At 69.0% G+C, this 25,358-nt stretch carries 20 protein-coding genes and 3 rRNA genes; 3 read left to right on the forward strand and 20 right to left on the reverse strand.

What is annotated here, in order from left to right:
- Nucleotides 1-68: 68 nt before the first annotated feature.
- Genes recN through HNR19_RS11105 form a run of 5 tightly spaced genes read right to left on the reverse strand, consistent with a single transcriptional unit; the run spans nucleotide 69 to nucleotide 4,829 of the window.
- Nucleotides 69-1,820 carry a DNA repair protein RecN gene (gene recN, locus HNR19_RS11085; RefSeq protein ID WP_179667976.1) on the reverse strand — a complete coding sequence of 584 codons (1,752 nt, stop codon included), beginning with the start codon at nucleotides 1,818-1,820 and terminating at the stop codon, nucleotides 69-71.
- Complete coding sequence (locus HNR19_RS11090) at nucleotides 1,817-2,776, reverse strand: NAD kinase (protein ID WP_179667977.1); 960 nt, start codon at nucleotides 2,774-2,776, stop codon at nucleotides 1,817-1,819. The genes recN and HNR19_RS11090 overlap by 4 nt, the downstream gene beginning before the upstream one ends.
- Nucleotides 2,777-2,789: 13 nt before the next feature.
- Complete coding sequence (locus tag HNR19_RS11095) at nucleotides 2,790-3,626, reverse strand: TlyA family RNA methyltransferase (protein ID WP_179667978.1); 837 nt, start codon at nucleotides 3,624-3,626, stop codon at nucleotides 2,790-2,792.
- Between the two features lie 14 nt (nucleotides 3,627-3,640).
- Complete coding sequence (locus HNR19_RS11100) at nucleotides 3,641-3,832, reverse strand: hypothetical protein (RefSeq protein WP_179667979.1); 192 nt, start codon at nucleotides 3,830-3,832, stop codon at nucleotides 3,641-3,643.
- A 10-nt stretch (nucleotides 3,833-3,842) separates the two neighbouring features.
- Nucleotides 3,843-4,829: an HAD-IIA family hydrolase gene (locus HNR19_RS11105; RefSeq protein ID WP_343047150.1), complete on the reverse strand. Its 987-nt coding sequence runs from the start codon at nucleotides 4,827-4,829 to the stop codon at nucleotides 3,843-3,845.
- Nucleotides 4,830-4,906: 77 nt separating this feature from the next.
- On the opposite strand from HNR19_RS11105, the gene HNR19_RS11110 reads away from it, so the two are divergent.
- On the forward strand, nucleotides 4,907-6,043 hold the full coding sequence (locus HNR19_RS11110; RefSeq protein WP_179667980.1) for a DUF1015 family protein: 1,137 nt from the start codon (nucleotides 4,907-4,909) through the stop codon (nucleotides 6,041-6,043).
- On the opposite strand, the gene HNR19_RS11115 is transcribed toward HNR19_RS11110, so the two are convergent.
- From HNR19_RS11115 to argC, 14 genes are all read right to left on the reverse strand, one after another.
- Nucleotides 6,003-6,434, reverse strand: coding sequence for a single-stranded DNA-binding protein (locus HNR19_RS11115; RefSeq protein WP_179667981.1), 432 nt, complete (start codon nucleotides 6,432-6,434; stop codon nucleotides 6,003-6,005). The two genes, HNR19_RS11110 and HNR19_RS11115, sit on opposite strands and share 41 nt — an antisense overlap.
- Nucleotides 6,435-6,606: 172 nt before the next feature.
- A 5S ribosomal RNA gene (gene rrf / locus HNR19_RS11120) occupies nucleotides 6,607-6,723 on the reverse strand.
- A 137-nt stretch (nucleotides 6,724-6,860) separates the two neighbouring features.
- Nucleotides 6,861-9,981 (reverse strand): 23S ribosomal RNA (locus HNR19_RS11125).
- A 407-nt stretch (nucleotides 9,982-10,388) separates the two neighbouring features.
- Nucleotides 10,389-11,906: ribosomal RNA gene (locus HNR19_RS11130) — 16S ribosomal RNA — on the reverse strand.
- The 16S, 23S and 5S rRNA genes sit together here, the layout of an rRNA operon.
- Nucleotides 11,907-12,302: 396 nt before the next feature.
- Nucleotides 12,303-13,727 carry an argininosuccinate lyase gene (argH, locus tag HNR19_RS11135; RefSeq protein WP_179667982.1) on the reverse strand — a complete coding sequence of 475 codons (1,425 nt, stop codon included), beginning with the start codon at nucleotides 13,725-13,727 and terminating at the stop codon, nucleotides 12,303-12,305.
- Nucleotides 13,724-14,197, reverse strand: a complete 474-nt coding sequence (locus HNR19_RS11140) for an NUDIX hydrolase (protein ID WP_179667983.1) — start codon at nucleotides 14,195-14,197, stop codon at nucleotides 13,724-13,726. The genes argH and HNR19_RS11140 overlap by 4 nt, the downstream gene beginning before the upstream one ends.
- Entirely contained in the window at nucleotides 14,197-15,627 is a 1,431-nt protein-coding gene (gene argG / locus HNR19_RS11145) for an argininosuccinate synthase (RefSeq protein ID WP_179667984.1), read from the reverse strand. The genes HNR19_RS11140 and argG overlap by 1 nt, the downstream gene beginning before the upstream one ends.
- A 27-nt stretch (nucleotides 15,628-15,654) precedes the next feature.
- Complete coding sequence (locus HNR19_RS11150) at nucleotides 15,655-16,200, reverse strand: arginine repressor (RefSeq protein ID WP_179667985.1); 546 nt, start codon at nucleotides 16,198-16,200, stop codon at nucleotides 15,655-15,657.
- A gap of 5 nt (nucleotides 16,201-16,205) precedes the next feature.
- Nucleotides 16,206-17,132 (reverse strand): ornithine carbamoyltransferase, encoded by a 927-nt coding sequence (argF, locus tag HNR19_RS11155; RefSeq protein WP_179667986.1) that lies wholly within the window; start codon nucleotides 17,130-17,132, stop codon nucleotides 16,206-16,208.
- Complete coding sequence (locus HNR19_RS11160; RefSeq protein WP_179667987.1) at nucleotides 17,129-18,328, reverse strand: acetylornithine transaminase; 1,200 nt, start codon at nucleotides 18,326-18,328, stop codon at nucleotides 17,129-17,131. The genes argF and HNR19_RS11160 overlap by 4 nt, the downstream gene beginning before the upstream one ends.
- On the reverse strand, nucleotides 18,325-19,290 hold the full coding sequence (gene argB / locus HNR19_RS11165; RefSeq protein WP_179667988.1) for an acetylglutamate kinase: 966 nt from the start codon (nucleotides 19,288-19,290) through the stop codon (nucleotides 18,325-18,327). Before argB ends, HNR19_RS11160 begins: the two co-directional genes overlap by 4 nt.
- Nucleotides 19,287-20,438, reverse strand: coding sequence for a bifunctional glutamate N-acetyltransferase/amino-acid acetyltransferase ArgJ (gene argJ / locus HNR19_RS11170; RefSeq protein WP_179667989.1), 1,152 nt, complete (start codon nucleotides 20,436-20,438; stop codon nucleotides 19,287-19,289). Before argJ ends, argB begins: the two co-directional genes overlap by 4 nt.
- Nucleotides 20,439-20,467: 29 nt before the next feature.
- Nucleotides 20,468-20,863, reverse strand: a complete 396-nt coding sequence (locus HNR19_RS11175) for an ACT domain-containing protein (protein WP_179667990.1) — start codon at nucleotides 20,861-20,863, stop codon at nucleotides 20,468-20,470.
- Nucleotides 20,860-21,906, reverse strand: coding sequence for an N-acetyl-gamma-glutamyl-phosphate reductase (gene argC / locus HNR19_RS11180; protein WP_218910214.1), 1,047 nt, complete (start codon nucleotides 21,904-21,906; stop codon nucleotides 20,860-20,862). Before argC ends, HNR19_RS11175 begins: the two co-directional genes overlap by 4 nt.
- Before the next feature lie 97 nt (nucleotides 21,907-22,003).
- On the opposite strand from argC, the gene HNR19_RS11185 reads away from it, so the two are divergent.
- Nucleotides 22,004-22,795 carry a maleylpyruvate isomerase family mycothiol-dependent enzyme gene (locus HNR19_RS11185; RefSeq protein WP_179667992.1) on the forward strand — a complete coding sequence of 264 codons (792 nt, stop codon included), beginning with the start codon at nucleotides 22,004-22,006 and terminating at the stop codon, nucleotides 22,793-22,795.
- A gap of 9 nt (nucleotides 22,796-22,804) precedes the next feature.
- Here the strand turns inward: HNR19_RS11185 and HNR19_RS11190 are convergent, their stop codons facing one another.
- Nucleotides 22,805-24,367, reverse strand: a complete 1,563-nt coding sequence (locus HNR19_RS11190; protein ID WP_179667993.1) for a TolB family protein — start codon at nucleotides 24,365-24,367, stop codon at nucleotides 22,805-22,807.
- A 107-nt stretch (nucleotides 24,368-24,474) separates the two neighbouring features.
- On the opposite strand from HNR19_RS11190, the gene HNR19_RS11195 reads away from it, so the two are divergent.
- Complete coding sequence (locus HNR19_RS11195; RefSeq protein WP_343047151.1) at nucleotides 24,475-25,353, forward strand: amidohydrolase family protein; 879 nt, start codon at nucleotides 24,475-24,477, stop codon at nucleotides 25,351-25,353.
- The last annotated feature ends 5 nt before the right edge of the window (nucleotides 25,354-25,358 follow it).

Consider the following 25,358-nt stretch of genomic DNA (forward strand, 5'->3'; position numbering starts at 1 on the left):
ACGGGATTCCATGCTATCCGTTGCCGGGCCGTTCCTGCACGTTTCCGCCGCGCCGCGCCGGAAGATTCTCAGTCGCGCCTGCGCGCGACCTCCAGCAGCTCCCTCGCGTGGGCGAGCGCCGTGTCGGACTCGGCCATGCCCGCCAGCATCCGGGACAGCTCGCGCTCGCGGCCCGCGTCGTCGAGCGTCGTGAGCCCGGAGCTGGTGATCGTGCCGTCGCTCGCCTTCTCGACGACGACGTGGCGGTCGGCGTACGCCGCGACCTGCGGGAGGTGCGTCACCACGAGCACCTGCGCGGAGCGGGCGAGCTCGGCGAGACGGCGGCCGATCTCGACCGCCGCCGCGCCGCCGACCCCGGCGTCGACCTCGTCGAAGACGAACGTCGGCACGGGGCTGGTGCCGGCGAGGCACACCTCGACGGCGAGCATCACCCGGGAAAGCTCGCCGCCCGAGGCGCCCTTGCCGAGGGGCCGGGGCTCGGAACCCGTGTTGGCCGCGAGCAGGAGCTCGACGTCGTCGATGCCCGAGCGACCGAAGCGGAGCCAACGGTCGCCCACGAGGAGCACGTCGGGCTCGGGGCGGTCGGGATCCTCCGGCGCGGGCGCCTCGCGCTGCGTCACGGAGACGGTCATGCTCGCGTGCGGCATCGCGAGAAGGCTGAGCTCCTCGGTCACGGCGGTCGCCAGCTTGTCGGCGGCGCTCGTGCGCGCCGCGCTCAGGTCGGCGGCCACGTCAGCGAGCTCGGCCCGGAGGCGGGCGCTCTCCGCCGCGAGGTGCTGGATGCGGTCGTCGGTCGAGTCGAGCTCGAGCAGACGGGCGGAGGACTGCTCCATCCAGGCGAGCACCTCGTCGACCGTCTCGCCGTACTTGCGGGTGAGGCCGGTGAGGGCGGCACGCCGCTCCGACACGGCCGCGAGACGGGTCGGGTCGGTGTCGATGCGCGCGGCGTAGGACGCGACGTCGGCGGCGACGTCGGAGAGCAGGTAGGTGATCTCGGCGACCCGGTCGGCGAGCTCGCCGGCCTCGGCGTCGTGCTCGCGGACGCCCTCCAGCAGCCCGCGCGCCGCGGAGACGGCGCCGAGGGCGTCGGGCTGGCCCTGCTCGCTCGAGAGCGCCTCGCGGGCCTGCTCGGCGGCCGTGCGCAGGGTGTCGGCGTGCCCGAGCCGTGCCTCCTCGGACGCGAGCTCCGCGTCCTCGCCGGGCTGGGGCGCGACGGCCTCGACCTCGCCGACGCCGAAGCGCAGCAGGTCGGCCTCGCGGGCGCGCTCCCGGGCACTGGCGGTCACCTCGGCCAGCTCGCGCTCGGTCGCGACGAGCTCGCCGTGGAGCGCGCGGTAGCTCTCGAGCAGCGGGTCGATCCCGTCGGCGCCGAACCGGTCGAGGGCACGGCGCTGGGTCTGCGGCTTGAGCAGCCGGTGCTGGTCGGACTGACCGTGGACGGCGACGAGCGGCTCGGCGAGCTCGGACAGGGTCGTGACCGGGACGCCGGCGCCACCCACGTAGGCACGGGACCGGCCCTCGGCGCTGACGTTGCGGGCGAGCACGACCCGGCCGTCCTCGACCTCTCCCCCGGCCTCGTCGACGGCATCGACCAGTCCGTCGATGTCGGAGGCGTCGACGACGCCCTCGACCCGTGCCTGCTTGGCTCCCGCTCGTACGGCGCCGCTGTCGGCGCGGCCGCCGAGCAACAGCCCGAGCGCGGTCACGACCATGGTCTTGCCGGCGCCGGTCTCGCCGGTGATCACCGTCAGGCCGGGCCCGAGCTCGAGCGTCGAGGAGTCGATCACCCCGAGCGAGCTGATGCGGATCTCCTCGATCACTGCCGGAGCCTCCGCTGCTCGCCGGCGCCACGCCAGCCCTCGACCGACAGGTCGAACTTGGCGACCAGTCGGTCGGTGAACGGGGCTTGGTGCAGCCGGACCAGGCGGACCGGCCGGGCGCCGCGGCTGACCTCGATCCGCGCGCCGGGCGGCAGGTCGACGCTGCGCCGGCCGTCGCACCAGAGCACCCCGGAGCCCTCGCTGCCGGCGAGCACCTCGATCGCGATGACCGACGACGGCGCGACCACCATCGGCCGCGCGAACAGCGCGTGGGCGCTCAGCGGCACGACGCAGAGAGCCTCGACCTGCGGCCAGACGACCGGGCCGCCGGCGCTGAAGTTGTAGGCGGTCGAGCCCGTCGGCGTCGCGCACACGACCCCGTCACAGCCCCACCGCGACAGCGGTCGCGCGTCGATCTCGACGACGACCTCGAGCATCCGCTCCCGGGCGGCCTTCTCGACGCTCGCCTCGTTGAGAGCGAACGTCGAGTAGACAAGCTCGCCGTCGTGATAGGCCCGCACGTCGAGGGTGAGCCGGTCCTCGGTGGTGTAGCGCTGCGCGACGATCGCGTCGATCGTGTTGGCGACGTCCTCGACCTCGGCCTCGGCCAGGAAGCCCACATGACCGAGGTTGACGCCCAGCACCGGGGTCAGACGCTCATGCGTGAGCTCGACCGCGCGCAGGATGCTGCCGTCGCCGCCGATCACCACGGTGAGCTCGCAGCCGTGACTGGCGTCGGTCTCGGAGTCGGTGAGCTCGATCGCGGGGGCGTAGCCGGCGGGGTCGAGCCCGAGCGCGTCGGCCTCGTTGCGCAGGAGCCGCACGACGATGCCGTGGCCGGTGAGCTCCTTCACGAACGACCGCGCCACGTCGCGGGCAGCGTCGCGGCCGATGTGCGCGAGCACCAGCACGCGGCGCACGTCGTCGACGGCGCGGGCTGCGGCAGGCTCGGTCATGGGAGCAACTCTCTCATCCCCCGCCGTCACGACCCGCGTCAGTCGCGACGCCTCGCCGTACGACGGCTGCGACCTCCTCGTCGCCGACGGTCGCCGGGCCGCGACGCAGCCACAGGAAGAACTCGACGTTCCCGGACGGCCCGGGGAGCGGGCTGACGGTGACGGCCCGGGCTCCCCAGCCGCGCTCGGCCGCGGCGTGCGCGACCGCCAGCACGGTCTCCGCGCGGAGCTCGGGGTCCCGGACGACACCACCCTTCCCGATCCGGTCCTTGCCGACCTCGAACTGCGGCTTGACCATCAGCGCGAGGTCGCCGTCGTCCCGCGTCACGCCGAGCAGGGCGTCGAGGACGAGGACCAGCGAGATGAACGACAGGTCCCCGACGACCAGGTCGACCGGACCGCCGATCTGCTCCGGCGTCAGGGTCCGCACGTTGGTGCGGTCGTGGACGCGGACCCGCTCGTGCTGGCGGATCGACCAGTCGAGCTGGCCGTAGCCCACGTCGACGGCCACGACCTCGGACGCGCCCTCGCGGAGCAGGACGTCGGTGAAGCCACCCGTGGACGCCCCGGCGTCCAGGCAGCGGCGGCCACGCACCTCCAGGCCGAGCGGGCCGAAGGCGGCGAGGGCGCCCACCAGCTTGTGGGCGCCGCGCGACACGTAGTCGGGGCCGTCCTCGGCCTCGCTGACGACGATCGCGACGTCAGTCGTGACGCCGGTTGCGGGTTTGGACGCCACCGCGCCACCCACCTTGACCCTGCCGTCGGCGATCAGCCGCGCGGCACGCTCCCGCGAGGGCGCGAGGCCGCGGCGGACCAGCTCGGCGTCGAGCCGCAGCCTTCGAGGGGGCATGGGCAGGTGCGCGGTCAGGAAGCGGCGGGCGGATCGTCGAGCGCCTGGCGCAGCTCGGCGTGCGCGGCCTCGAAGACGGGAGCGTGCTCCTCCAGCGGCCGGCTCTCGAGCCCGGCGACCAGGTCGAGCACGGAGTCGATCGACGCGATTCCCGTCGTCACCGGCGCGTTGGTGGCACTCGTGCCCGGCTGAGGTACCTCGGTCATGCCACGGAGGCTACCGCCCCGCGGTGCGCGGATCGGGCACCCCCACGCCCGCGGTGTCGGCGGTGTCGCCGGTCGCGTCGCGGTGGGCCCACGAGGCGGTCGCCGCGACCCGCCACCAGTCGTCCGGGCCACCGGTCCCCGCCACCTCGAGCCGGCCGTCGACGACGGAGCCCCGCCACCCGCCCAGCTCCCACCCGTCCCCCACGGCACGGGGCGACTGGTGCGCGGTGAAGAGGCCGCCGAGGTCGCGGGCGACGTACGTCGGACGCTCCTCCGGCCGGGCCTCGACGAGCTCGCGCAGCCGCGTGACGCCGGTGAGGACCAGGAGCGAGTCGGTGCCGGCCCGGCGGGCGCCCTCGATGTCGGTGTCGAGCCGGTCGCCGACCATGAGCGGGCGGTCGCCGCCGACGCGGCGCACGGTCTCGTCGAGCAACGGCCGCTCCGGCTTGCCGGCGACCGTCGGGCTCACCCCGCTGAAGCGGCTGATCGTCTCGACGAGGACGCCGTGCCCGGGCGCCACGCCGAACGGGGTCGGGATCGTCAGGTCGCCGTTGCTCGCGACCCACGGGAGGCCGTCGCGGATCCGTACGGCGACCCGCATGATGTCGCGCCACAGCACCTCGGGCCCGTAGCCCGTCACCGCTGCCACAGCGTCGTCCTCCGGACCGACCGGGCGCAGCCCGGCCTCGACCAGCGCCGCATGCAGGCCCGGGCCCCCGAGCGCCGCCACCGGCGCCCGCGGGCCGAACCGGTCGAGGAGCAGCCGCGCGGCAGCCTGGGCCGACGTCACCACGTCGTCCCTCGATGCCGCGATCCCGAGGTCGGTCAGGTGCTCGGCGACGCGGTCGGGGGTCCGCGCCGCGTTGTTGGTGATGAACGCGACCGCGGTGCCCGCGTCGCGCACGGCGGCCAGCTGGTCCGCGGCGCCGGGCACGGCCTCGGGCCCGACGTAGACCACGCCGTCGAGGTCGAGCATCACGAGGTCGTAGCGGTCCACGAGCGGGACCTCACAGTCTCCCAACACCCCGACAACCCTGCCAGAGCCGGTTGACCGGTCCTACGTAGGATTCCCGGATGGACTCGCACACGGTCGTGCCGCCGCCGTACATCGCGGGCCCGTTGCGACTCGAGCCGTTCCGCGCGCTGCGGCTGGTCCCAGCCCGGATCGGCGATCCGTCCACCGGCCGGGCGTTCGCCCGTCCCTACAAGGACGTGGCCAACCGCCTGTCGCGTTGGCAGGGCCGGGGACTGCTGGTCCGCGACGAGGAGCCGGCGCTCTACCTGCACGAGTACTCCTCAGCGGGGATCAGCGTGCGCGGGATCGTGGGAGCCCTGGACGTGTCGACCCGCGCCACCCGTCCCGAGGACCGCGCGGTGCTGCCCCACGAGGGCATCCATCCCGCGCAGGCCGACGACCTGGCCGACCGGATGGCCGAGATGCAGCTCAATCCCGCGCCGATCCTGCTCGTGCACCGGGCGACCGACGCCGCCCGCACGGCCCTGGCGGGTGTCGCCGCCCAACCCCCCGACCACCAGTTCACCGACCGGTCCGAGCAGCAGCACCGGATCTGGGCGATCCGCGACCGCGACCTGCTCCGTCTGATCGCCGGCGAGCTCGCGACATCGCGCGCGCTCATCGCCGACGGTCACCACCGCTACGCGGCCTACCTCCGGCTGCAGCGGCGCCGTCCGGGTGGGCCGTGCGACCGCGGCCTGGCCATGCTGGTCGACCAGGGCGACACTCCCCTGTTCCTCGGCGCGATCCACCGCAGCCTCGTCGGGACGTCGCTCGACGACCTCCGGGTCGCCGTCGAGAGCGTCGGCATGTCCTACGGCGAGCGCGACCGCAACGAGGCCGTCGCCGCGCTCGCGTCGACCCAGCTGGCCGCCACCGACGGGCGTCGGTGGGCGACGGTCGGGCTCGAGACCGGCGACCGTGCGGCGGTCGAGGTCCTGCACGCGCACATCGTGCCCGCCCTCCCGCACGGTCCCTCGGCCGTCGGCTTCCACCACTCCGTCGACGAGGCCCTGGCACAGGCGACCCCGGGGAAGGTCACCGCCGTGCTGATGCCGGCACCGTCGTTCGACCTCGTGCGCGCGATCGCCGAGGCCGACCGGCTGCTGCCCGAGAAGGCGACGTCGTTCCAGCCCAAGCCGAGCCTCGGCGTCTTCATCCGCTCGCTGCGCGACGAAGACGACGCGCCGAGCTGACCTCGACCTCCACCCGGGAGGCGGTCTGTCCGCCGGCGCGGAAGAACCTCCGCCGCAGCGCCCCCACCAGGGCGACCTCGTCGCCCTCCTGCCACGAGGCGATCGCCCGGCGAGCGCGGCCGTCCCAGGCAGCGCAGTCGATCACGTCGACCGATGGCGAGCGTCTCCCGTCAGCCCGGGGCCGCACCGGAACCCGCGCGACCACCACGCGCACCAGGACCAGCGCGTCGCCGCTCGGCAGCTCGCGCACCTCGGGAGTCCCCGACACCCGGCCCTGGAGCCGCACCTCGTTGCAGGCCGGCTCCTCCGACGCCCTGGCCGTGCTCGACTTGTCCTTGCTCGACTGGTCTTTGCTCGACTGGTCCCTCTTGTCCCTGTCCTTCGTGCTCATCCGGCACCTCCTTCGCCGACGAGCGTCGTCAGGAGGGCCGACAGGCGTCCGCATCGTCGCGCCCGCCTGTGGAGAACGTGGTCGGCCCTGCCTCCTGTGCGCAACTGGCGGTCCGAAAGGGGCCAAAACGAACGAGGGCCACCCGGAATCGGGTGGCCCTCGTCGAAAGAATGTCCGGCGGCGTCCTACTCTCCCACGACCTCTCGGTTGCAGTACCATCGGCGCTGGCAGGCTTAACTTCCGGGTTCGGTATGGGACCGGGTGTTTCCCTGTCGCTATGGCCGCCGTAACTCTATGAACCACCCCGTGTGTGTTGGGTGTTGTGACCCGTGGGGTGGTTGGATTGTGGACGCGATTTACACGGCGTGTGTGTGGTGTGTGATTGCCCGCAACACTGTGGTGTTTGTGTGTTGTGTTGGGGGTTTGTGTGGCAAGTGTTCGGCCTATTAGTACCGGTCGGCTGGGCATTGCTGCTGTACACCTCCGGCCTATCAACCCAATAGTCTGTTGGGGGCCTTACACCCTCAAAGGGGTGGGGAAACCTCATCTTGAAACGTGCTTCCCGCTTAGATGCGTTCAGCGGTTATCACTTCCGAACGTAGCTAACCAGCCCTGCACCTGGCGGTACAACTGGCACACCAGAGGTTCGTCCATCCCGGTCCTCTCGTACTAGGGACAGCCTTTCTCAAGTTTCCTACGCGCGCGGCGGATAGGGACCGAACTGTCTCACGACGTTCTAAACCCAGCTCGCGTGCCGCTTTAATGGGCGAACAGCCCAACCCTTGGGACCTACTCCAGCCCCAGGATGCGACGAGCCGACATCGAGGTGCCAAACCATCCCGTCGATATGGACTCTTGGGGAAGATCAGCCTGTTATCCCCGGGGTACCTTTTATCCGTTGAGCGACACCCCTTCCACATGGTGGTGCCGGATCACTAGTTCCGACTTTCGTCCCTGCTCGACATGTCTGTCTCACAGTCAAGCTCCCTTGTGCACTTACACTCGAAACCTGATTGCCAACCAGGCTGAGGGAACCTTTGAGCGCCTCCGTTACATTTTGGGAGGCAACCGCCCCAGTTAAACTACCCATCAGGCACTGTCCCTGAACCAGATCATGGCCCTAGGTTAGACATCTAGTACGACCAGAGTGGTATTTCAACGATGACTCCACCCGAACTGGCGTCCGGGTTTCACAGTCTCCCACCTATCCTACACAAGCCGAACCAAACACCAATGCCAAACTATAGTAAAGGTCCCGGGGTCTTTCCGTCCTGCCGCGCGTAACGAGCATCTTTACTCGTAGTGCAATTTCGCCGAGTCCATGGTTGAGACAGCGCCCAAGTCGTTACTCCATTCGTGCAGGTCGGAACTTACCCGACAAGGAATTTCGCTACCTTAGGATGGTTATAGTTACCACCGCCGTTTACTGGGGCTTAAATTCTCCGCTTCGACCCCGAAGGGTCTAACAGGTCCTCTTAACCTTCCAGCACCGGGCAGGAGTCAGTCCGTATACATCGTCTTACAACTTCGCACGGACCTGTGTTTTTAGTAAACAGTCGCTTGGGCCTGGTCTCTGCGACCCTTCACGCTCACCCAGCAAGTGGGGTCACGATCCGGGTCCCCCTTCTCCCGAAGTTACGGGGGCATTTTGCCGAGTTCCTTAACCATGGTTGTCTCGATCGCCTTGGTATTCTCTACCTGATCACCTGAGTCGGTTTGGGGTACGGGCGGCACCATTCCTCGCTAGAGGTTTTTCTCGACAGCATAGGATCACCCACTTCCCCCCTACGGGGTCGGCATCACCTCTCAGGCCCGACATTCAAGTCAGAGTGGCGGATTTGCCTACCACTCGCCCTACGGGCTTACCCACCGTCAACCATCGCGGTGGTTGGGCTACCTTCCTGTGTCACCCCATCGCTTGACTACTACCGGATCGGATCCCACGCTCCACACCACGCTCTCACCCCGAAGGGATCGATACGTGGTGCTTCGGGTGGTTAGCATCACCGGGCTCGTCAGGGACGGCATGGCGCCGGTACCAGAATATCAACTGGTTGTCCATCGACTACGCCTGTCGGCCTCGCCTTAGGTCCCGACTTACCCAGGGCAGATTAGCTTGACCCTGGAACCCTTGATCATTCGGCGCACGGGTTTCTCACCCGTGATTCGCTACTCATGCCTGCATTCTCACTCGTCTCCCATCCACCGCTGGATCACTCCGCGGCTTCACCCGGAAGACGACGCTCCCCTACCCAACCACACCCCTTACGGGTATCTGCATGGTTGCCATGGCTTCGGCGGACGGCTTGAGCCCCGCTACATTGTCGGCGCGGAATCACTTGACCAGTGAGCTATTACGCACTCTTTCAAGGGTGGCTGCTTCCAAGCCAACCTCCTGGTTGTCACTGCGACTCCACATCCTTTTCCACTTAGCCGCCCCTTAGGGGCCTTAGCCGATGGTCTGGGCTGTTTCCCTCTCGACTACGAACCTTATCGCCCGCAGTCTCACTGCCACGCTTACACTTACCGGCATTCGGAGTTTGGCTAACGTCAGTAACCTGGTAGGGCCCATCGGCTATCCAGTGCTCTACCTCCGGCAAGCAACACGCAACGCTGCACCTAAATGCATTTCGGGGAGAACCAGCTATCACGGAGTTTGATTGGCCTTTCACCCCTATCCACAGGTCATCCCCTCCATTTTCAACTGAAGTGGGTTCGGTCCTCCACGCCGTCTTACCGGCGCTTCAACCTGCCCATGGATAGATCACTCCGCTTCGGGTCTAGAGCGTGCGACTCAACCGCCCTATTAGGACTCGCTTTCGCTACGGCTACCCCACACGGGTTAACCTCGCCACACACCGCTAACTCGCAGGCTCATTCTTCAAAAGGCACGCCATCACCCCAACACCACAAGTGGCAGCCGGGCTCTGACGGATTGTAGGCACATGGTTTCAGGTACTATTTCACTCCCCGCCAGGGGTACTTTTCACCTTTCCCTCACGGTACTGGTCCGCTATCGGTCATCGAGAAGTATTTAGGCTTAACGGGTGGTCCCGCCAGATTCACACACCATTCCAGGAGTGGCATGTTACTTGGGAAAAAACCCCACCAACACACGTGTCTTACACCTACGGGGCTATCACCCGCTACGGCACCGCTTCCCAACGGACTTCGACTTCAACACGCACACTAGCGAGCATCCGGCAGAATGCTCCAGGTAAATCCCACAACCCTCACCTCGCAACCCCTGCCGGGTATCACACGAGACAAGTTTGGCCTCATCCGATTTCGCTCGCCACTACTCTCGGAATCACTATTGTTTTCTCTTCCTGTGGGTACTGAGATGTTTCACTTCCCCACGTTCCCTCCCAACACCCTATTTCATTCAGGTGCAGGTAACACGACATGACTCGTGCTGGGTTACCCCATTCGGAAACCCCCGGATCAACGCTTCCTTGCCAACTCCCCAGGGAATATCGCAGGCTGGAACGTCCTTCATCGGCTCTCGATGCCAAGGCATCCACCATGTGCCCTTACCAACTTGCCAAACAAACCCACAACACAACAAACAAACACACCCACCCCAACAAAATAAGAGCAGGCGCATCAGATGCCATCTTGCGAGCTCATATGCATGAGCTGTATATCAAGACACAAAACTACATTCATTGCGAACTATCACACTACAAACCACGACCCGATCAACCCCCGTAAAGGGGCAAACGAAGCGTGGTCTGCTCGCGTCCACTATCCAAGAATCAAACAACAAGAAGCCCAACCAGCCCCTGCCAGGAGATCCCTCCCAGCCGGCGTCTGATGCCTCAGACACCCAACAGCGTGCCATGCGCGATACCTGAACCCCCAAAGGGGCCCAGCAAGCTTGTTTGCGTCCACTAGTGAACACCCCCAACCGCGCCAGTACATTCGACTGGCGTCACGGGGTGTGCTCCTTAGAAAGGAGGTGATCCAGCCGCACCTTCCGGTACGGCTACCTTGTTACGACTTCGTCCCAATCGCCAGCCCCACCTTCGACGGCTCCCCCCACAAGGGTTAGGCCACCGGCTTCGGGTGTTGCCGACTTTCGTGACGTGACGGGCGGTGTGTACAAGGCCCGGGAACGTATTCACCGCAGCGTTGCTGATCTGCGATTACTAGCGACTCCGACTTCATGGGGTCGAGTTGCAGACCCCAATCCGAACTGAGACCGGCTTTTTGGGATTCGCTCACCCTCACAGGATCGCAGCCCTTTGTACCGGCCATTGTAGCATGCGTGAAGCCCTGGACATAAGGGGCATGATGACTTGACGTCATCCCCACCTTCCTCCGAGTTGACCCCGGCAGTCTCCCATGAGTCCCCAACCGAATTGCTGGCAACATGGAACGAGGGTTGCGCTCGTTGCGGGACTTAACCCAACATCTCACGACACGAGCTGACGACAGCCATGCACCACCTGTACACCAGTATCAAAGAGACCCCCATCTCTGGGGGCTTCCGGTGTATGTCAAACCCAGGTAAGGTTCTTCGCGTTGCATCGAATTAATCCGCATGCTCCGCCGCTTGTGCGGGCCCCCGTCAATTCCTTTGAGTTTTAGCCTTGCGGCCGTACTCCCCAGGCGGGGCGCTTAATGCGTTAGCTACGGCACGGAACCCGTGGAAGGATCCCACACCTAGCGCCCAACGTTTACGGTGTGGACTACCAGGGTATCTAATCCTGTTCGCTCCCCACACTTTCGCTCCTCAGCGTCAGAACATGCCCAGAGAACCGCCTTCGCCACCGGTGTTCCTCCTGATATCTGCGCATTTCACCGCTACACCAGGAATTCCGTTCTCCCCTGCATGCCTCAAGTCTGCCCGTATCGAAAGCAAGCACCGAGTTAAGCCCGATGTTTTCACTCCCGACGCGACAAACCGCCTACGAGCCCTTTACGCCCAATAATTCCGGACAACGCTCGCACCCTACGTATTACCGCGGCTGCTGGCACGTAGTTGGCCGGTGCTTCTTCTACAGGTACCGTCACTTCCGCTTCGTCCCTGTTGAAAGAGGTTTACAACCCGAAGGCCGTCATCCCTCACGCGGCGTTGCTGGATCAGGCTTCCGCCCATTGTCCAATATTCCCCACTGCTGCCTCCCGTAGGAGTCTGGGCCGTGTCTCAGTCCCAGTGTGACCGGTCACCCTCTCAGGCCGGCTACCCGTCAAAGCCTTGGTAGGCCATTACCCCACCAACAAGCTGATAGGCCGCGAGCACATCCATAGCCGAAAAAACTTTCCACCAACACAAGATGCCAAGGTTGGTCATATCCGGTATTAGACACCCTTTCGAGTGCTTATCCCAGAGCCATGGGCAGATTACTCACGTGTTACTCACCCGTTCGCCGCTCGTGTACCCCCGAAGGAGCCTTACCGCTCGACTTGCATGTGTTAAGCACGCCGCCAGCGTTCGTCCTGAGCCAGGATCAAACTCTCCATAAGAAAATCCAAACCTGACAAACAAACAAAACTAGCATTCGCCAGAATCATCGATTGCCGAAAACACAACACCCACCCACACCACAAAGGGCGCAGACAGATGCGCACAAACAAGCATAATCGCTATCTGCATGACACACTGTTGAGTTCTCAAACATCACACGCGCTCGCGCCGCCTGGCAGTCACCTGCTGGCCGGTCGCGGGGCAACCTGTGAAACATTACTCGGCGTGAACTTCCGCGTCAACTCGGCGTGATGCCGGTCTTGCTTCGGGTCCTGCTGAGTGGTCGTGGCGTGCGAGAACCGCTTGGATTCGGCCTCTCGGCCCGAACTTCGGCGGCCGCTCACCGCGACGTAGAGAAAGTTAGCAGGGGGTGGCGGGGAGATGCCAATCGGGGGTCACCTCCGGGCCGCGACCCGCTCCCGCAGCTCCCCTAGCTGCTCCCTGACCCGCTCGGGAGCGGTGCCGCCGCGGCCGTCGCGCGACGCCACGGAGCCCTCGACGGTGAGCACGTCGCGGACCGCCGGGGTGAGCGCCGGCGAGATCTCGGCGAACTGCTCGTCGCTCAGCTCGTGCAGCTCGATGCCGAGGCCCTCGCACCGCCGTACGCAGGCGCCCGCGACCTCGTGGGCGATCCGGAACGGCACTCCCTCGCGGACCAGCCACTCGGCGATGTCGGTGGCGAGCGAGAACCCCTGCGGTGCGAGCTCGGCCATCCGCTCGGTGTCGAACACCAGGGTCGCCACCTGCCCGGTGAACGCGGGCAGCAGGACCTCGAGGGTGTCGACCGAGTCGAAGACCGGCTCCTTGTCCTCCTGGAGGTCCCGGTTGTAGGCGAGCGGGAGACCCTTGAGCGTCGTGAGCAGGCTGGTGAGGTTGCCGACCAGGCGTCCCGTCTTGCCGCGGGCGAGCTCGGCGATGTCGGGGTTCTTCTTCTGCGGCATGATGCTCGAGCCTGTCGACCACGAGTCGTGCAGCGTGACGAAGCCGAACTCCTTCGTCGCCCAGAGGATGATCTCCTCGGCGATCCGGCTGATATCGACGCCCGTCTGCGCCGTCACGTAGGCGAACTCCGCCACGAAGTCGCGCGCCGCGGTGCCGTCGATGGAGTTGGCGATCGAGCCCGTGAAGCCGAGCTCGCGGGCGACCAGCTCCGGGTCGAGGCCGAGGCTCTGGCCCGCAAGTGCGCCCGAGCCGTACGGCGAGCTCGCCTCGACGCGCGCCCGCCACTCGGCGAGCCGGTCGGCGTCGCGCAGCAGCGCCCACGCGTGGGCCAGCAGGTGGTGCGACAGCAGCACCGGCTGGGCATGCTGGAGATGCGTGCGGCCCGGCATGATCGCGGGCGACTCGCCCAGGTGCCGCTCCGCCTGCTCGGCGATCGCGTCCACGAGGTCGAGCACCAGCCCCCGGATGGTCACGGCGTGGTCGAGGAGGTAGCTCCGGAACAGCGTGGCGATCTGGTCGTTTCGCGACCGTCCGGCCCGGAGCTTGCCGCCGACGTCGGGGCCGACCTCCTCGATCAGCAGCCGCTCGAGCGCGCCGTGGACGTCCTCGTCACCCGGGTCGGGCAGCAGCTCGCCGTCGACGTACCGCTGCGACAGCACGTCGAGGCCGCGGTGCAGCTCGGCCTCCTCCGCGTCGCTCAGCAGGCCGGCCGCGCGCAGCGCCTTCGCATGGGCGTGGGACCCGGCGATGTCGTAGAGCGCGAGCCGCCAGTCGAAGTGGGTGGACCGCGAGAGGGCCTCCAGCTCCGGCGACGGCCCGCCGGCGAAGCGGCCGCCCCAGAGCTTGCCCTCGTTGGTCCCGCCGTTGCTGCCGCTCACCGTTCTCCCTCCAGCACTGCCTTGATCGCGACTGCGAGCACGTCGGGCATGTCGTCCGAGGCCGCCGTGCCGTCGGCGCGGAGCGCCTCCGGCGTCCACCAGTCCGCACCGAGCACGTTGCCCACCTCGCCGGCCTCGAGGCCGTCGAAGGTCACCTCGACCGAGCGGTCGAGGGCCAGCGCGAAGAACGTCGACTCCGAGACGTAGTCGACGCCGTCCCACGAGAACGGGTGCACGCCCTCGGCGATCGGGCCGATCAGCTCGCCGGTCTCCACGACGATGCCGGTCTCCTCGAGCATCTCGCGCACGGCCGCCTGCTCGAGGGTCTCCCCCGGGTCGACCGCTCCCCCGATGCTCACCCAGTGCAGGTCGCCGGGATGGGCCGGGTCCTGCCCCTGGAGGAGGAGCACCGTGCCGTCGGGCGCGACCGGGAGCACGCGCGCCGCGACGCGGTGGATCGGTTTCGCCATCAGTCGGCGCCCAGCTCCATCGCGGCGTCCTCGAGCAGCGCCTCCTCCTCGCCGGAGATCTCCGGGTTGGCGGTGATCACGTCGGCGCCGCCCGCGGGGAGCTCGCCGTAGAGGATGCCGTTCTCGACCACGACCTGGCCCTGGTCCATCGGCTGCGCGGCGTACAGCTCGAGCTTCTCCCGCGAGTCGGCGATGTCGAGGTTGCGCATGGTGAGCTGGCCGATCCGGTCGGTCGGTCCGAACGCGGCGTTCTCGACGCGCTCCATCGAGAGCTTCTCCGGGTGGTAGGAGAAGTGCGAGCCCTCGGTCGCGAGGATCGTGTAGTCCTCGCCGCGGCGCAGCCGCACGGTCACCGAGCCGGTCACCAGCGAGGCGATCCAGCGCTGGATCGCCTCCCGCAGCATGAGCGACTGCGGGTCGAGCCACCGGCCCTCGTAGAGCAGGCGGCCGAGCTTGCGCCCCTCGTTGTGGTAGTTGGCGATCGTGTCCTCGTTGTGGACCGCGTTGAGCAGCCGCTCGTAGGTCAGCCACAGCAGCGCCATGCCCGGCGCCTCGTAGATGCCGCGCGACTTCGCCTCGATGATCCGGTTCTCGATCTGGTCGGACATGCCGAGCCCGTGGCGGCCGCCGATCGCGTTGGCCTCCATCACCAGCGCCACCGCGTCGTCGAAGCGCTGGCCGTTGATCGCGACCGGGCGACCGGCCTCGAACGACACGGTCACGTCCTCGGTCTCGATCGCGACGGACGGGTCCCAGAACTTCACGCCCATGATCGGCTCGACGGTCTCGAGCGAGACGTCGAGGTGCTCGAGGGTCTTGGCCTCGTGGGTGGCGCCCCAGATGTTGGCGTCGGTGGAGTAGGCCTTCTCGGCCGAGTCGCGGTAGGGCAGCCCGTGCTCGACCAGCCACTGGCTCATCTCGTGGCGCCCGCCGAGCTCGGCGACGAAGTCGGCGTCCAGCCACGGCTTGTAGATGCGCAGCTCGGGGTTGGCCATCAGGCCGTAGCGGTAGAAGCGCTCGATGTCGTTGCCCTTGAACGTCGAGCCGTCGCCCCAGATGTTCACGCCGTCGGCCTGCATCGCACGCACCAGCATGGTGCCGGTGACCGCGCGACCCAGCGGCGTGGTGTTGAAGTAGGCGCGACCGCCCGAGCGGATGTGGAAGGCGCCGCACGCCATCGCCGCGAGGCCCTCCTCGACCAGCTCCCGCCGGCAGTCGACCGCGCGGGCGAGCTCGGCGCCGTACTCGAGGGCTCGGTCGGGGACGCCCGAGATGTCGGGCTCGTCGTACTGGCCGATGTCGGCGGTGTAGGTGCAGGGCACCGCGCCCTTGTCGCGCATCCACGCGACCGCGACCGAGGTGTCGAGACCGCCGGAGAAGGCGATGCCGACGCGCTCACCCTTCGGCAGGGAGGTGAGGACCTTGCTCAATGTCGTTCCTGTCTTTCGTGCTGGGAGTCAGTCGTGGGGCTGGCCGTCGGCCAGACCGGTGAAGTGGCGGGCGAGGGCGTCCCCGCCCGTGGGGTCGCGCCCGATGAGGAGGACGGTGTCGTCGCCGGCGATGGTGCCCAGGATGCCGGGGAGACCGACCTTGTCGACAGCACTGGCGAGGAACTGGGCCGCGCCCGGCGGGGTGCGGAGCACGACCAGATTGGCGCTGGCCTCGGCGCTGACGAGGAGCTCGCCGCAGAGCCGCGCCAACCGGTGGTACGACGCCGCGCTCTCCCCTGTGACGCGGGTCCGGTCGCCGCCCTCCGGCGGCACGGTGTAGACGAGCGCACCGCCGGCGTCGCGCACCTTGACCGCGTCGAGCTCGACCAGGTCGCGGCTCAGCGTGGCCTGCGTGACGTGGACGCCCCGCCCGGCGAGGAGCTGGGCGAGCTCGCCCTGCGACCGCACGTCGCCGACGGAGAGCAGCTCGATGATGAGCTGCTGGCGGGCGTTCTTGGTCATCGGGGTCAGGGCGCGCCCGGTCGCCGGAGCCGACCAGTCCTGTGCGGCCATCGTGGTCACTCCTCTCGTCGTGCCTCGAGCCAGGCGAGCACGGCCTTCTGGGCATGACGGCGGTTCTCGGCCTCGTCCCAGACGACGCTCTGTGGACCGTCGAGCACCTCGGCGCTGATCTCGGAGCCGCGGTAGGCCGGCAGGCAGTGGAGCACGATCGCGTCGGGCTTGGCGTGCCCCATCAGCTCGGAGGTGACGGCGTACGGCGCGAAGATCGCGCGGCGCGCCTCGGCCTCCTCCTCCTTGCCCATCGAGACCCAGGTGTCGGTGACGACCACGTCGGCGCCGGCGACCGCCGTCGCGGGGTCCGGCTCCGCCGTCACCGAGGCGCCGGTCCCGGCGGCGATCTCGCGAGCCCGGGCGAACATCGCGTCGTCCGGCAGGTAGCCCTCGGGCGCGCTCATCCGCACGTGCATCCCGGCGCTCGCGCCCGCGAGCAGCCATGAGTTGCCCATGTTGCAAGCCGCGTCGCCCACGAACGCGACCGCGAGCCCGGCCGGGCCGCCCTTGTGCTCCTGCACCGTCAGCAGGTCGGCGAGCAGCTGGCAGGGGTGGAAGTCGTCGGTCAGCGCGTTGACGACCGGCACCCCGGCGTAGGCCGCCATCTCGTCGATCCGGCTCTGCTCGTAGGTGCGCCACACGATCGCGGCCGCCTGCCGGCCCAGCACCCGGGCGACGTCGGCGACCGACTCCCGGTGGCCGATGCCGGCGAGGTTGCCCTCGACCAGAAGCGGGTGGCCACCGAGCTCGGCGATGCCCGCCGCGAACGATGCCTGCGTGCGCAGGGTCGGCTTGTCGAAGATCATCGCGATGGTCCGCGGTCCGGCGAACGGCTGGTGCTCGAAGGGCTTCGCCTTGAGCTCGGCCGCGAGCGCCAGCACCTCGGCCTGCTCGGCCGGGGTGAGGTCGTCGTCGCGCAGGAAGTGCCTCATGCGGTCGCCTCCGCCCCGGCCCGGACGCCTGCCTGGTCGAGGATCCGGGGCCACGCGGTGACAAACGCTTCGACGTCGGCGTCGGTCAGCACGTACGGCGGAGCGAGCCGGATGCGGTCGGGGGTCGTCGCGTTGACGATGAACCCGAGGTCCTGCGCCGCGGCGACCACCTCGGCCGACTTCGGCTCGGCGAGGTCGAGGCCGATCAGCAGGCCCTGCCCCCGGGCCTCGGTGACCCGCGGGTCGGCGGCGACGCCGGTGCGCAGGCGGTCGCCGAGCACGACCACCCGGTCGAGCAGGCCGTCCTCGTCGATCGCGTCCATGACCGCCAGCGCGGCCGACGCGGCGACCGGGTTGCCGCCGAACGTAGTGCCGTGGTTGCCCGGGTCGAACAGCTTGCCCGACCCGCCGGTGGCGATGCAGGCGCCGATCGGAACACCGCCGGCCAGCCCCTTGGCCAGCGTCACGATGTCGGGCACGACGGCGTCACCGACGAGCGCGGGGTTGCGGTGGGCGAACCAGGTGCCCGTCCGCCCGACGCCGGTCTGCACCTCGTCGAGCCACAGCAGGGCGCCGTGGTCGTGGGCGATGCGCTGCGCCGCCGGCAGGTAGTCCCGAGGCGGTACGACGACGCCCGCCTCGCCCTGCACCGGCTCCACGAGCACGGCGGCGGTCGTGTCGTCGACGGCCTCCGCCAGGGCGGCGGCGTCGCCGTACGGGACGAAGACGACGTCGCCGGGCAGCGGCTCGAACGGCTCGCGGTAGGCCTGCTTCGAGGTGAGCGCGAGCGCGCCCATCGTGCGGCCGTGGAACGAGCCCTCGGCGACGACGACCTTGGTGCGCCCGGTGCGGCGGGTGAGCTTGAACGCCGCCTCGTTGGCCTCGGCGCCGGAGTTGGTGAAGAACACGCGTCCGTCGGTGCCGAGCTCGGCGAGCAGTCGCTCGGCGAGAGTGACCTGCGGGACGCTGGCGAAGAAGTTGGAGATGTGGCCGAGCGACTGCATCTGCTCGGTCACCGCCCCGACCAGCCGCGGGTGGGCGTGACCGAGCGAGTTGACGGCGATGCCGCCCAGCAGGTCGACGTACTCGCGGCCGTCGACGTCCCAGACGTGGGCGCCCTCGCCCCGGGCGAGCACCATCTTCGGCGTGCCGAAGGTGTTCATCAATGCGGCGGAGTACCGCTCGGTCCAACTCATGCGCCGACCTCCCTCGCCTTGCGGGTCTTGGTCTCGACGCCGGGCAGGACCTGGGTGCCGACGCCCTCGTCGGTGAACAGCTCGAGCAGCACAGAGTGCTCCTGGCGGCCGTCGACGACCGTCGCGCGCTTCACTCCCCCGCGCACGGCCTGCAGGCAGGCGCCCATCTTCGGGATCATGCCGCTGGCCAGGGTCGGGAGGATCTCCTCGAGCGCGTCGGGGCCGATCTCGCCGATGACCTCCTCGGGGTCGGGCCAGTCGAGGTAGAGGCCCTCGACGTCGGTGAGCACGAGCAGCTTCTCGGCACCCAGCGCGACCGCGAGCGCGGCCGCCGCCGAGTCGGCGTTGACGTTGTGCACGACGCGGTCGACGTCCGGCGCCACGCTGGACACGACCGGGATCCGGCCGGCCTCGATCAGGTCGACCACGGCCTCGGGACGCACCTTGGTCACCTCGCCGACGAGTCCGAGGTCGACCTCCTCGCCGTCGACGACGGTGCCGGTCGGCTCGGCGGTGAAGAGCCCGGCGTCCTCGCCCGAGAGGCCGACGGCCAAGGGCCCGTGCTCGTTGATCAGGCCCACCAGCTCGCGCTGCACCTGGCCGACGAGCACCATCCGCACGACGTCCATCGCCTCGGGCGTGGTGACGCGGAGGCCGCCGCGGAACTCGGACTCGATGCCGAGCCGGTCGAGCATCTCGGAGATCTGCGGGCCGCCGCCGTGGACCACGACCGGCTTGAACCCGGCGAAGCGCAGGAACGCGATGTCCTCGGCGAAGGCCCGCTTGAGCCGGTCGTCGGTCATGGCGTTGCCGCCGTACTTAATGACGACGACCTTGCCGTGATACTCCTTCAGCCACGGCAGCGCCGCGGCCAGGGTGCGCGCCTTGGCGGGGTCGGGCTTGCCGGGCTGGTAGGCGACGGTCTCGATGTCGATGCTGGTCTCTTCGTGGGGGGAGCTCATGAGGAGTAGGCGCTGTTCTCGTGGACGTAGGCGTGGGTGAGGTCGTTGGTCCAGACGGTCGCCTCGGCGTCTCCTGCCTTGAGGTCGATCGTGACGGTCACCTGGCGCGGCGTGAGGTCGACGGTGGCGGGGTCCTCCCCCGGTCCGGAGTTCTTGCAGACCCACACACCGTTCATCGCGACGTCGAGGTCGGCCGGGTCGAAGGCCGCGGTCGTCGTACCGATGCTGGCCAGGACGCGGCCCCAGTTGGGGTCGTTGCCGAACACGGCGGCCTTGAAGAGGTTCGACCGGGCGACGCTGCGGCCGACCTCGACCGCCTCGTCCTCGCTCGCGGCGTTGACGGTGGTGATCGCGATCTCGTGGTCGGCGCCCTCGGCGTCGGCGAGCAGCTGCATCGCCAGGCTGGTGCACGCCTCGGTAAGGGCCGCGGTGAGCTCCTCCGCGGTCGGCGTCACGCCGCTCGCACCGCTGGCCATGACCGTGACGGTGTCGTTGGTCGACTGGCATCCGTCCGAGTCGAGCCGGTCGAAGCTGACCCGGGTGGCGTCGCGGAGTGCCTTGTCCAGTACGGCGGCCGGCACCTCTGCGTCGGTCGTGATCACGACGAGCATGGTCGCGAGGGCGGGCGCGAGCATGCCGGCGCCCTTGGCCATCCCGCCGACCGACCAGCCGTCGCGCTCGACCACGACCTGCTTGCTGACGCTGTCGGTCGTCATGATCGCCTCGGCGGCGTCGTTGCCGCCCTCGGCCGACAGCAGCCCGTGCACCGCGGTGACGCCGTCGAGCAGCGTCTGCCGGTCGTTGCGCAGCCCGATGAGGCCGGTGGAGCAGACGACGACGTCGATCGCGCCGATGCCGAGCTTGGACGCGACCGCCTCCGCGACCTCGTGTGTCGTCTGAAAGCCCTCGGGGCCGGTGTAGCAGTTGGCGCCGCCGGAGTTGAGGACGACCGCCTTGACGACGCCGTCCTTGACGACCTGCTCGCTCCACAGGACCGGGTTGGCCTTGCAGCGGTTGCTGGTGAAGACGGTGGCGGAGTCGAAGCGCGGGCCCTGGTTGACGACGAGGGCGAGGTCCTTCGCTCCGGTCGACTTCAGGCCGATGGCGGTGCCGGCTGCGACGAAGCCGGCGGGGTGGGTGACGCTCATGTGGGTTCCTTCGATCAGGTCGGTGGGGACTACGCGGGGGCGGCGGGGGCGGTCTCGTGCCCCGATCGTCGCCACGCCTCCTCGGCCCGGTCGGCGTCGCCCGCCGGCACGAGGATCCAGTCGGTGTCGAAGGTGGAGAGGGTGAAGACGCTGATGCCGTCCTCGGCGAGCGGCGCCAGGAGGGAAACGAGGACGCCGGTCTCGGAGAAGTCGAGCGGGCCCTCGACGCAGAACGCGGTGAACGGCCGCTGATGGCGCGACTTGGTCGGCACGCTGCGCGACGCGCAGACGACCGAGGTCTCGGTCGCGGTGGCGGTCACCGAGAAGATCGACGACGACTCGGCCCAGGCGGGGATCTCGGTGCCCGGACCCAGCCGGACGACGGCGAGCGTCTCGGGGTAGCGGAACAGCTTGTGCGAGGTCACGGCGCCACTCCCACCGTCGTCAGGCCCGTGGTCTCGTCGAGCCCGAGCGCGAGGTTCATGCACTGTACGGCCGCGCCGCCGGTGCCCTTCGCGAGGTTGTCGACCACGCCGACGGCGACCAGCCGGCCGGCGGCCTCGTCGACCGTCACCTGGAGGTGCACCGCGTTGGAGCCGGTCACCGACTGCGTCTGCGGCCACTGCCCGGCGGGCAGCACGTGCACGAACGGCTCGTCGGCGTACGCCTTGGCGTAGACGGCGTGCGCGTCCTCGGCGCTGAGCGGGCCGGACAGGGGTGCGCTCACCGTGGCGAGGATGCCCCGCGGCATCGGCACGAGCAGCGGCGTGAAGCTGACCGTCACGTCGGCGTCGGTGAGCCGGCCGAGGTTCTGCGTGATCTCGGGGGTGTGGCGGTGGACGCCGCCGACGCCGTACGCCGAAACGCTGCCCATCACCTCGCTGCCGAGCAGGTGCGGCTTGGCGGCCTTGCCGGCGCCGCTGGTGCCGGACGCGGCGACGACGACGACGTCGCTGGTGACGACGCCCGCAGCGACCGCGGGGGCGATCGTCAGCGTGGAGATCGTGGGGTAGCAGCCGGGAACGGCGACCCGCTTGCTGCCGCGCAGCGCGTCACGCTGGCCGGGCAGCTCGGGCAGGCCGTAGGGCCAGGTGCCGGCGTGGTCGCTGCCGTAGAACCGCTGCCAGGTGTCCGCATCGTCGAGCCGGAAGTCCGCCCCGCAGTCGATCACGACGACGTCGGCGTTGCGTGCGGTCAGCTCCTCCGCGAGCGCTCCGGACTGGCCGTGCGGCAGGCCGAGGAAGACCACGTCGTGGCCGTCGAGCACGTCGGCGGTGGTGGGCTCGAGCACCCGGTCGGCGAGCGGCACGAGGTGCGGCTGGAGCGCGCCGAGGCTCTCTCCCGCGTTGCTTCCCGCGGTGAGGGCGCCGATCTCGACCCCGGGGTGCCCGAGGAGGAGGCGCAGCACCTCGCCTCCGGCGTACCCGCTCGCTCCTGCGACGGCGACTCTGACCTTCGTCATATGCATGACTATACAGAGGACTGCATGAAGATCAGCAACGGGGTTTCCGTGGCTGGGAAGAAACCGGTCGACCGGTGTCGGCGACCGCGCCTAGGTTCGCCGCATGGCCCGCCTCAGCGATACCCCGTACCTCGACCATATCCGAGCCGAGTCGGCGCGATTCCGCGTCGTGCTCGCCGACTGCGACCCGGCTGCCCGGGTGCCGTCGTGCCCCGACTGGTCGGCCGACGACCTGCTGTGGCACCTCGCCGGCGTGCAGCAGTGGTGGACGACGGTGCTGCGCAACCGGCCGACGCAGCCGGAGTCGGTCGACCCGGAGCGGCCGGGAGACCGGGCCGGGCTCCTCGCCTTCTTCGACGAGTGGTCGGCGGCGCTCTCCGACGAGCTGGAGCAGGCCGACCCGGCCGAGGAGTGCTGGACGTGGTCGTCCGACCACACCGTCGGATTCATCCTGCGGCGCCAGGCGCACGAGGCGCTGATCCACCGGCTCGACGCCGAGCTCGCCGCCGGCTCCGTGACCCCGCTGGACCCGGTGCTCGCCAGCGACGGCGTCGACGAGGTGCTCGACGTGATGTACGGCGGGCTGCCGCCGTGGGGCACCTGGGAGCCGCTCGACCACCACGTGCGGGTCGACTGCACCGACACCGACCAGAGCACCTGGGTGCGGCTGGGTCTCTTCTCCGGCACCTCTCCCGACGGGCAGGAGTACGCCGGCGAGGAGGACGCCCACGTCGTGGCCGATCCCGGCACCGCACCCGACGTCGTCGTCAACGGCACCGCCGACGACCTCGACGCGTGGCTGTGGCGGCGGCGCGACGACAGCGGCATCACCCACGCCGGGGACCAGGCGATCTACGAGCGGTTCCTCGCCTGCGTCAACCACCCGATCGACTGAGCGTCCGGGTCAGCGGCTGCCCCAGACGGGGATGCCGACCTCGCCGTCGGGGACGGGCTTCACGTCTGTCGCAGGTCCGAGCTCACCATTGACGTAGGGGGCTGTGGCCAAGACTTCGACGCCGTCATCGTCCTTCATCGTGAACGCGACAGCATCCCCGCTGGGCGACCAAACGGGGTGCGCGTAACCCTCTCCGATGCTTTCCGCGTTCTCGAGATTCTTGTCGGCGACCCAAAGCTCCCCGAACTCGGTGTCATCGGGGTGGACGACGAACAGCAGCTTCCCAGCCTGTTCCGACCAGTCCGGATGGGACAGCCGCGCGTCGGGCATGTCGGTGATGGTCAACTGAGACGGGGCTCTCTCCGCACGATAGTTGCCGAGATCGATGTCGAGCGACCAGAGGGTTTCGTCCGTCTGGGTATAGACGATCGTGTTCTCGTCCACCCAAGTCGGCGACCCGCTGAGTGGCGGCATGTCGGTCATCAACGCGTAAGCCGCGCCGTTGACCGGATTGGCGAGGTAGATCCCAGCAGGCTCGTCCTCGTCGCCCGCGCAGAGCAAGGCAAGCCATGCACCATCGAGGCTCCAGCCCGGGCGTACAGAGTTTGCGCACGGCCCTTCACCGTCAAAGACTTCCTCAGACTGGCCCGTCGCGACGTCCAGCATCATCAGGATCCTGGGCTCGCCCGCCGCGCCGACGAGGTAGGCGACCTGCGTGCGGTCGGGTGAGATGGACGGCAGGTGGTCCTGCGGCCCCTTCGTCAGCCTCTTCACACCACCACCGTCGGCGTCGACCCGGTCGATCCGCTCATCGTCACCGATGTAAGCCACCAGGATGTCGCCATCGGGAACCGCGGTCAGGCGCTCTTTCGTCGAGTCGGTCGTGGGATCACTCGCGGTCGGCGTGTCCTCAGGATCATTGGCGTTGGTCGTCGTGTCCCGCTCCAGCCACAGAGCCAGCCCGATCCCCCCGACCAGCCCCAGCACGACGGCGAACGACACGGCCAGCAACACCACGGAGCGGCGCTTGCGGCGCCGTACGGGCGGGCTCGGCACGGGCGGCGGTGACGCCGGCACCGACCGCTCGCGGTCGAACGCGGTCGGCACGGCCTCGGCGCTGCCGACGGTCCCCGGCCCGGGGTCCGGCTCGGGGCTCGGTCGCGGCGTCGGAGGTCGGGGCGGCGGAGGCGGCGGCGTCGCCGGCCTCGGGTCGACGGGTGCGGCGGTGGGCAGGGATCGTTCGACGACCGCCGCCTCCACCCGGCCCAGCGCGAAGCCCAGGGCCGCGACGGCCCAGCTCGCCCGCCTGCTGTCGTCGGACCCGCGGTCGCGCGCGAGCGCGGCGCCGGCCTCGGCCACCGCGGCGGCCGGAGCGGCGCCGTTGTCGAGCATCGTCAGCAGCCGGTCGAGACCGCCCAGGCGTACCGCGTCGACCAGCAGGTTGAGCTCGCCGATCGTCGCCTCGTCCTCGCCGAGGAAGTCGTCGAGCGCGCCCCGTAGCTCGGTCGCGTCGTCGACGACCGCGGCGCCTCGCGCGGCGACGAGCTCGCGCAGGCTGTCGTGCAGGGCCATGACGCTCCTCGGGATCGGCTGCCGGGCTCAGAGTAGAGCCCGCAGGGGTCTGATGCCGCGAAAGTCCGATCGGTTCTCGCCGTCAGTGACGCCGTACCCTTCCGGTCGTGGCGACCGACCCCGAGGCAACCCATCTGCGCGCGACTTGGGAGCGCCTCGGCATCCCGGGCGTGATCGACGTGCACACCCACTTCATGCCCAAGCAGGTCATGGACAAGGTGTGGTCCTACTTCGACCAGGTCGGCCCGCTGACCGGCGTCGAGTGGCCGATCGCCTACCGCCACGACGAGGAGGACCGCGTGGCCCGGCTGCGGTCGTTCGGGGTGCTGCGCTTCACCTCGCTCGTCTACGCCCACAAGCCGGAGATGGCCGCCTGGCTCAACGCCTGGGCCCGCGACTTCGCCGACCGTACGCCGGACTGCGTGCCGACGGCGACGTTCTATCCCGAGCCGTCGGCGCCGGCGTACGTCGCCCAGGCGCTCGAGCAGGGAGCGGGCATCTTCAAGGCGCACGTCCAGGTCGGCGACTACGACCCGCGCGACCCGCTGCTGGCTCCGGTCTGGGGCCTGCTCGAGGACGCGGGCGTCCCGGTGGTGTTCCACTGCGGCTCGGGCCCGGCCCCGGGACGCTTCACCGGACCCGGCCCGGTCACCGAGGTCCTGCGGCGCCACCCGCGGCTGCGGCTGGTGATCGCGCACATGGGCCTCCCCGAGTACGCCGAGTTCCTCGACCTCGCGGACGCCTACGCGGGCGTCCACCTCGACACGACGATGGCGTTCACCGACTTCGTCGAGCAGGGCTCGCCGTTCGACCGTGCCCTGCTCCCCCGGCTGGTCGACCTCGGCGACAAGATCCTGCTCGGCACCGACTTCCCCAACATCCCGTACCCGTTCCGCCACCAGGTCGAGGCGCTGGAGCGGCTCGACCTCGGCGACGACTGGCTGCGGGCGGTGCTGCTCCGCAACGCCGAGCGGCTCCTGGCCTGAGCAGC

Source organism: Nocardioides thalensis, from assembly GCF_013410655.1.
In the GTDB taxonomy this organism is placed as follows: domain Bacteria; phylum Actinomycetota; class Actinomycetes; order Propionibacteriales; family Nocardioidaceae; genus Nocardioides; species Nocardioides thalensis.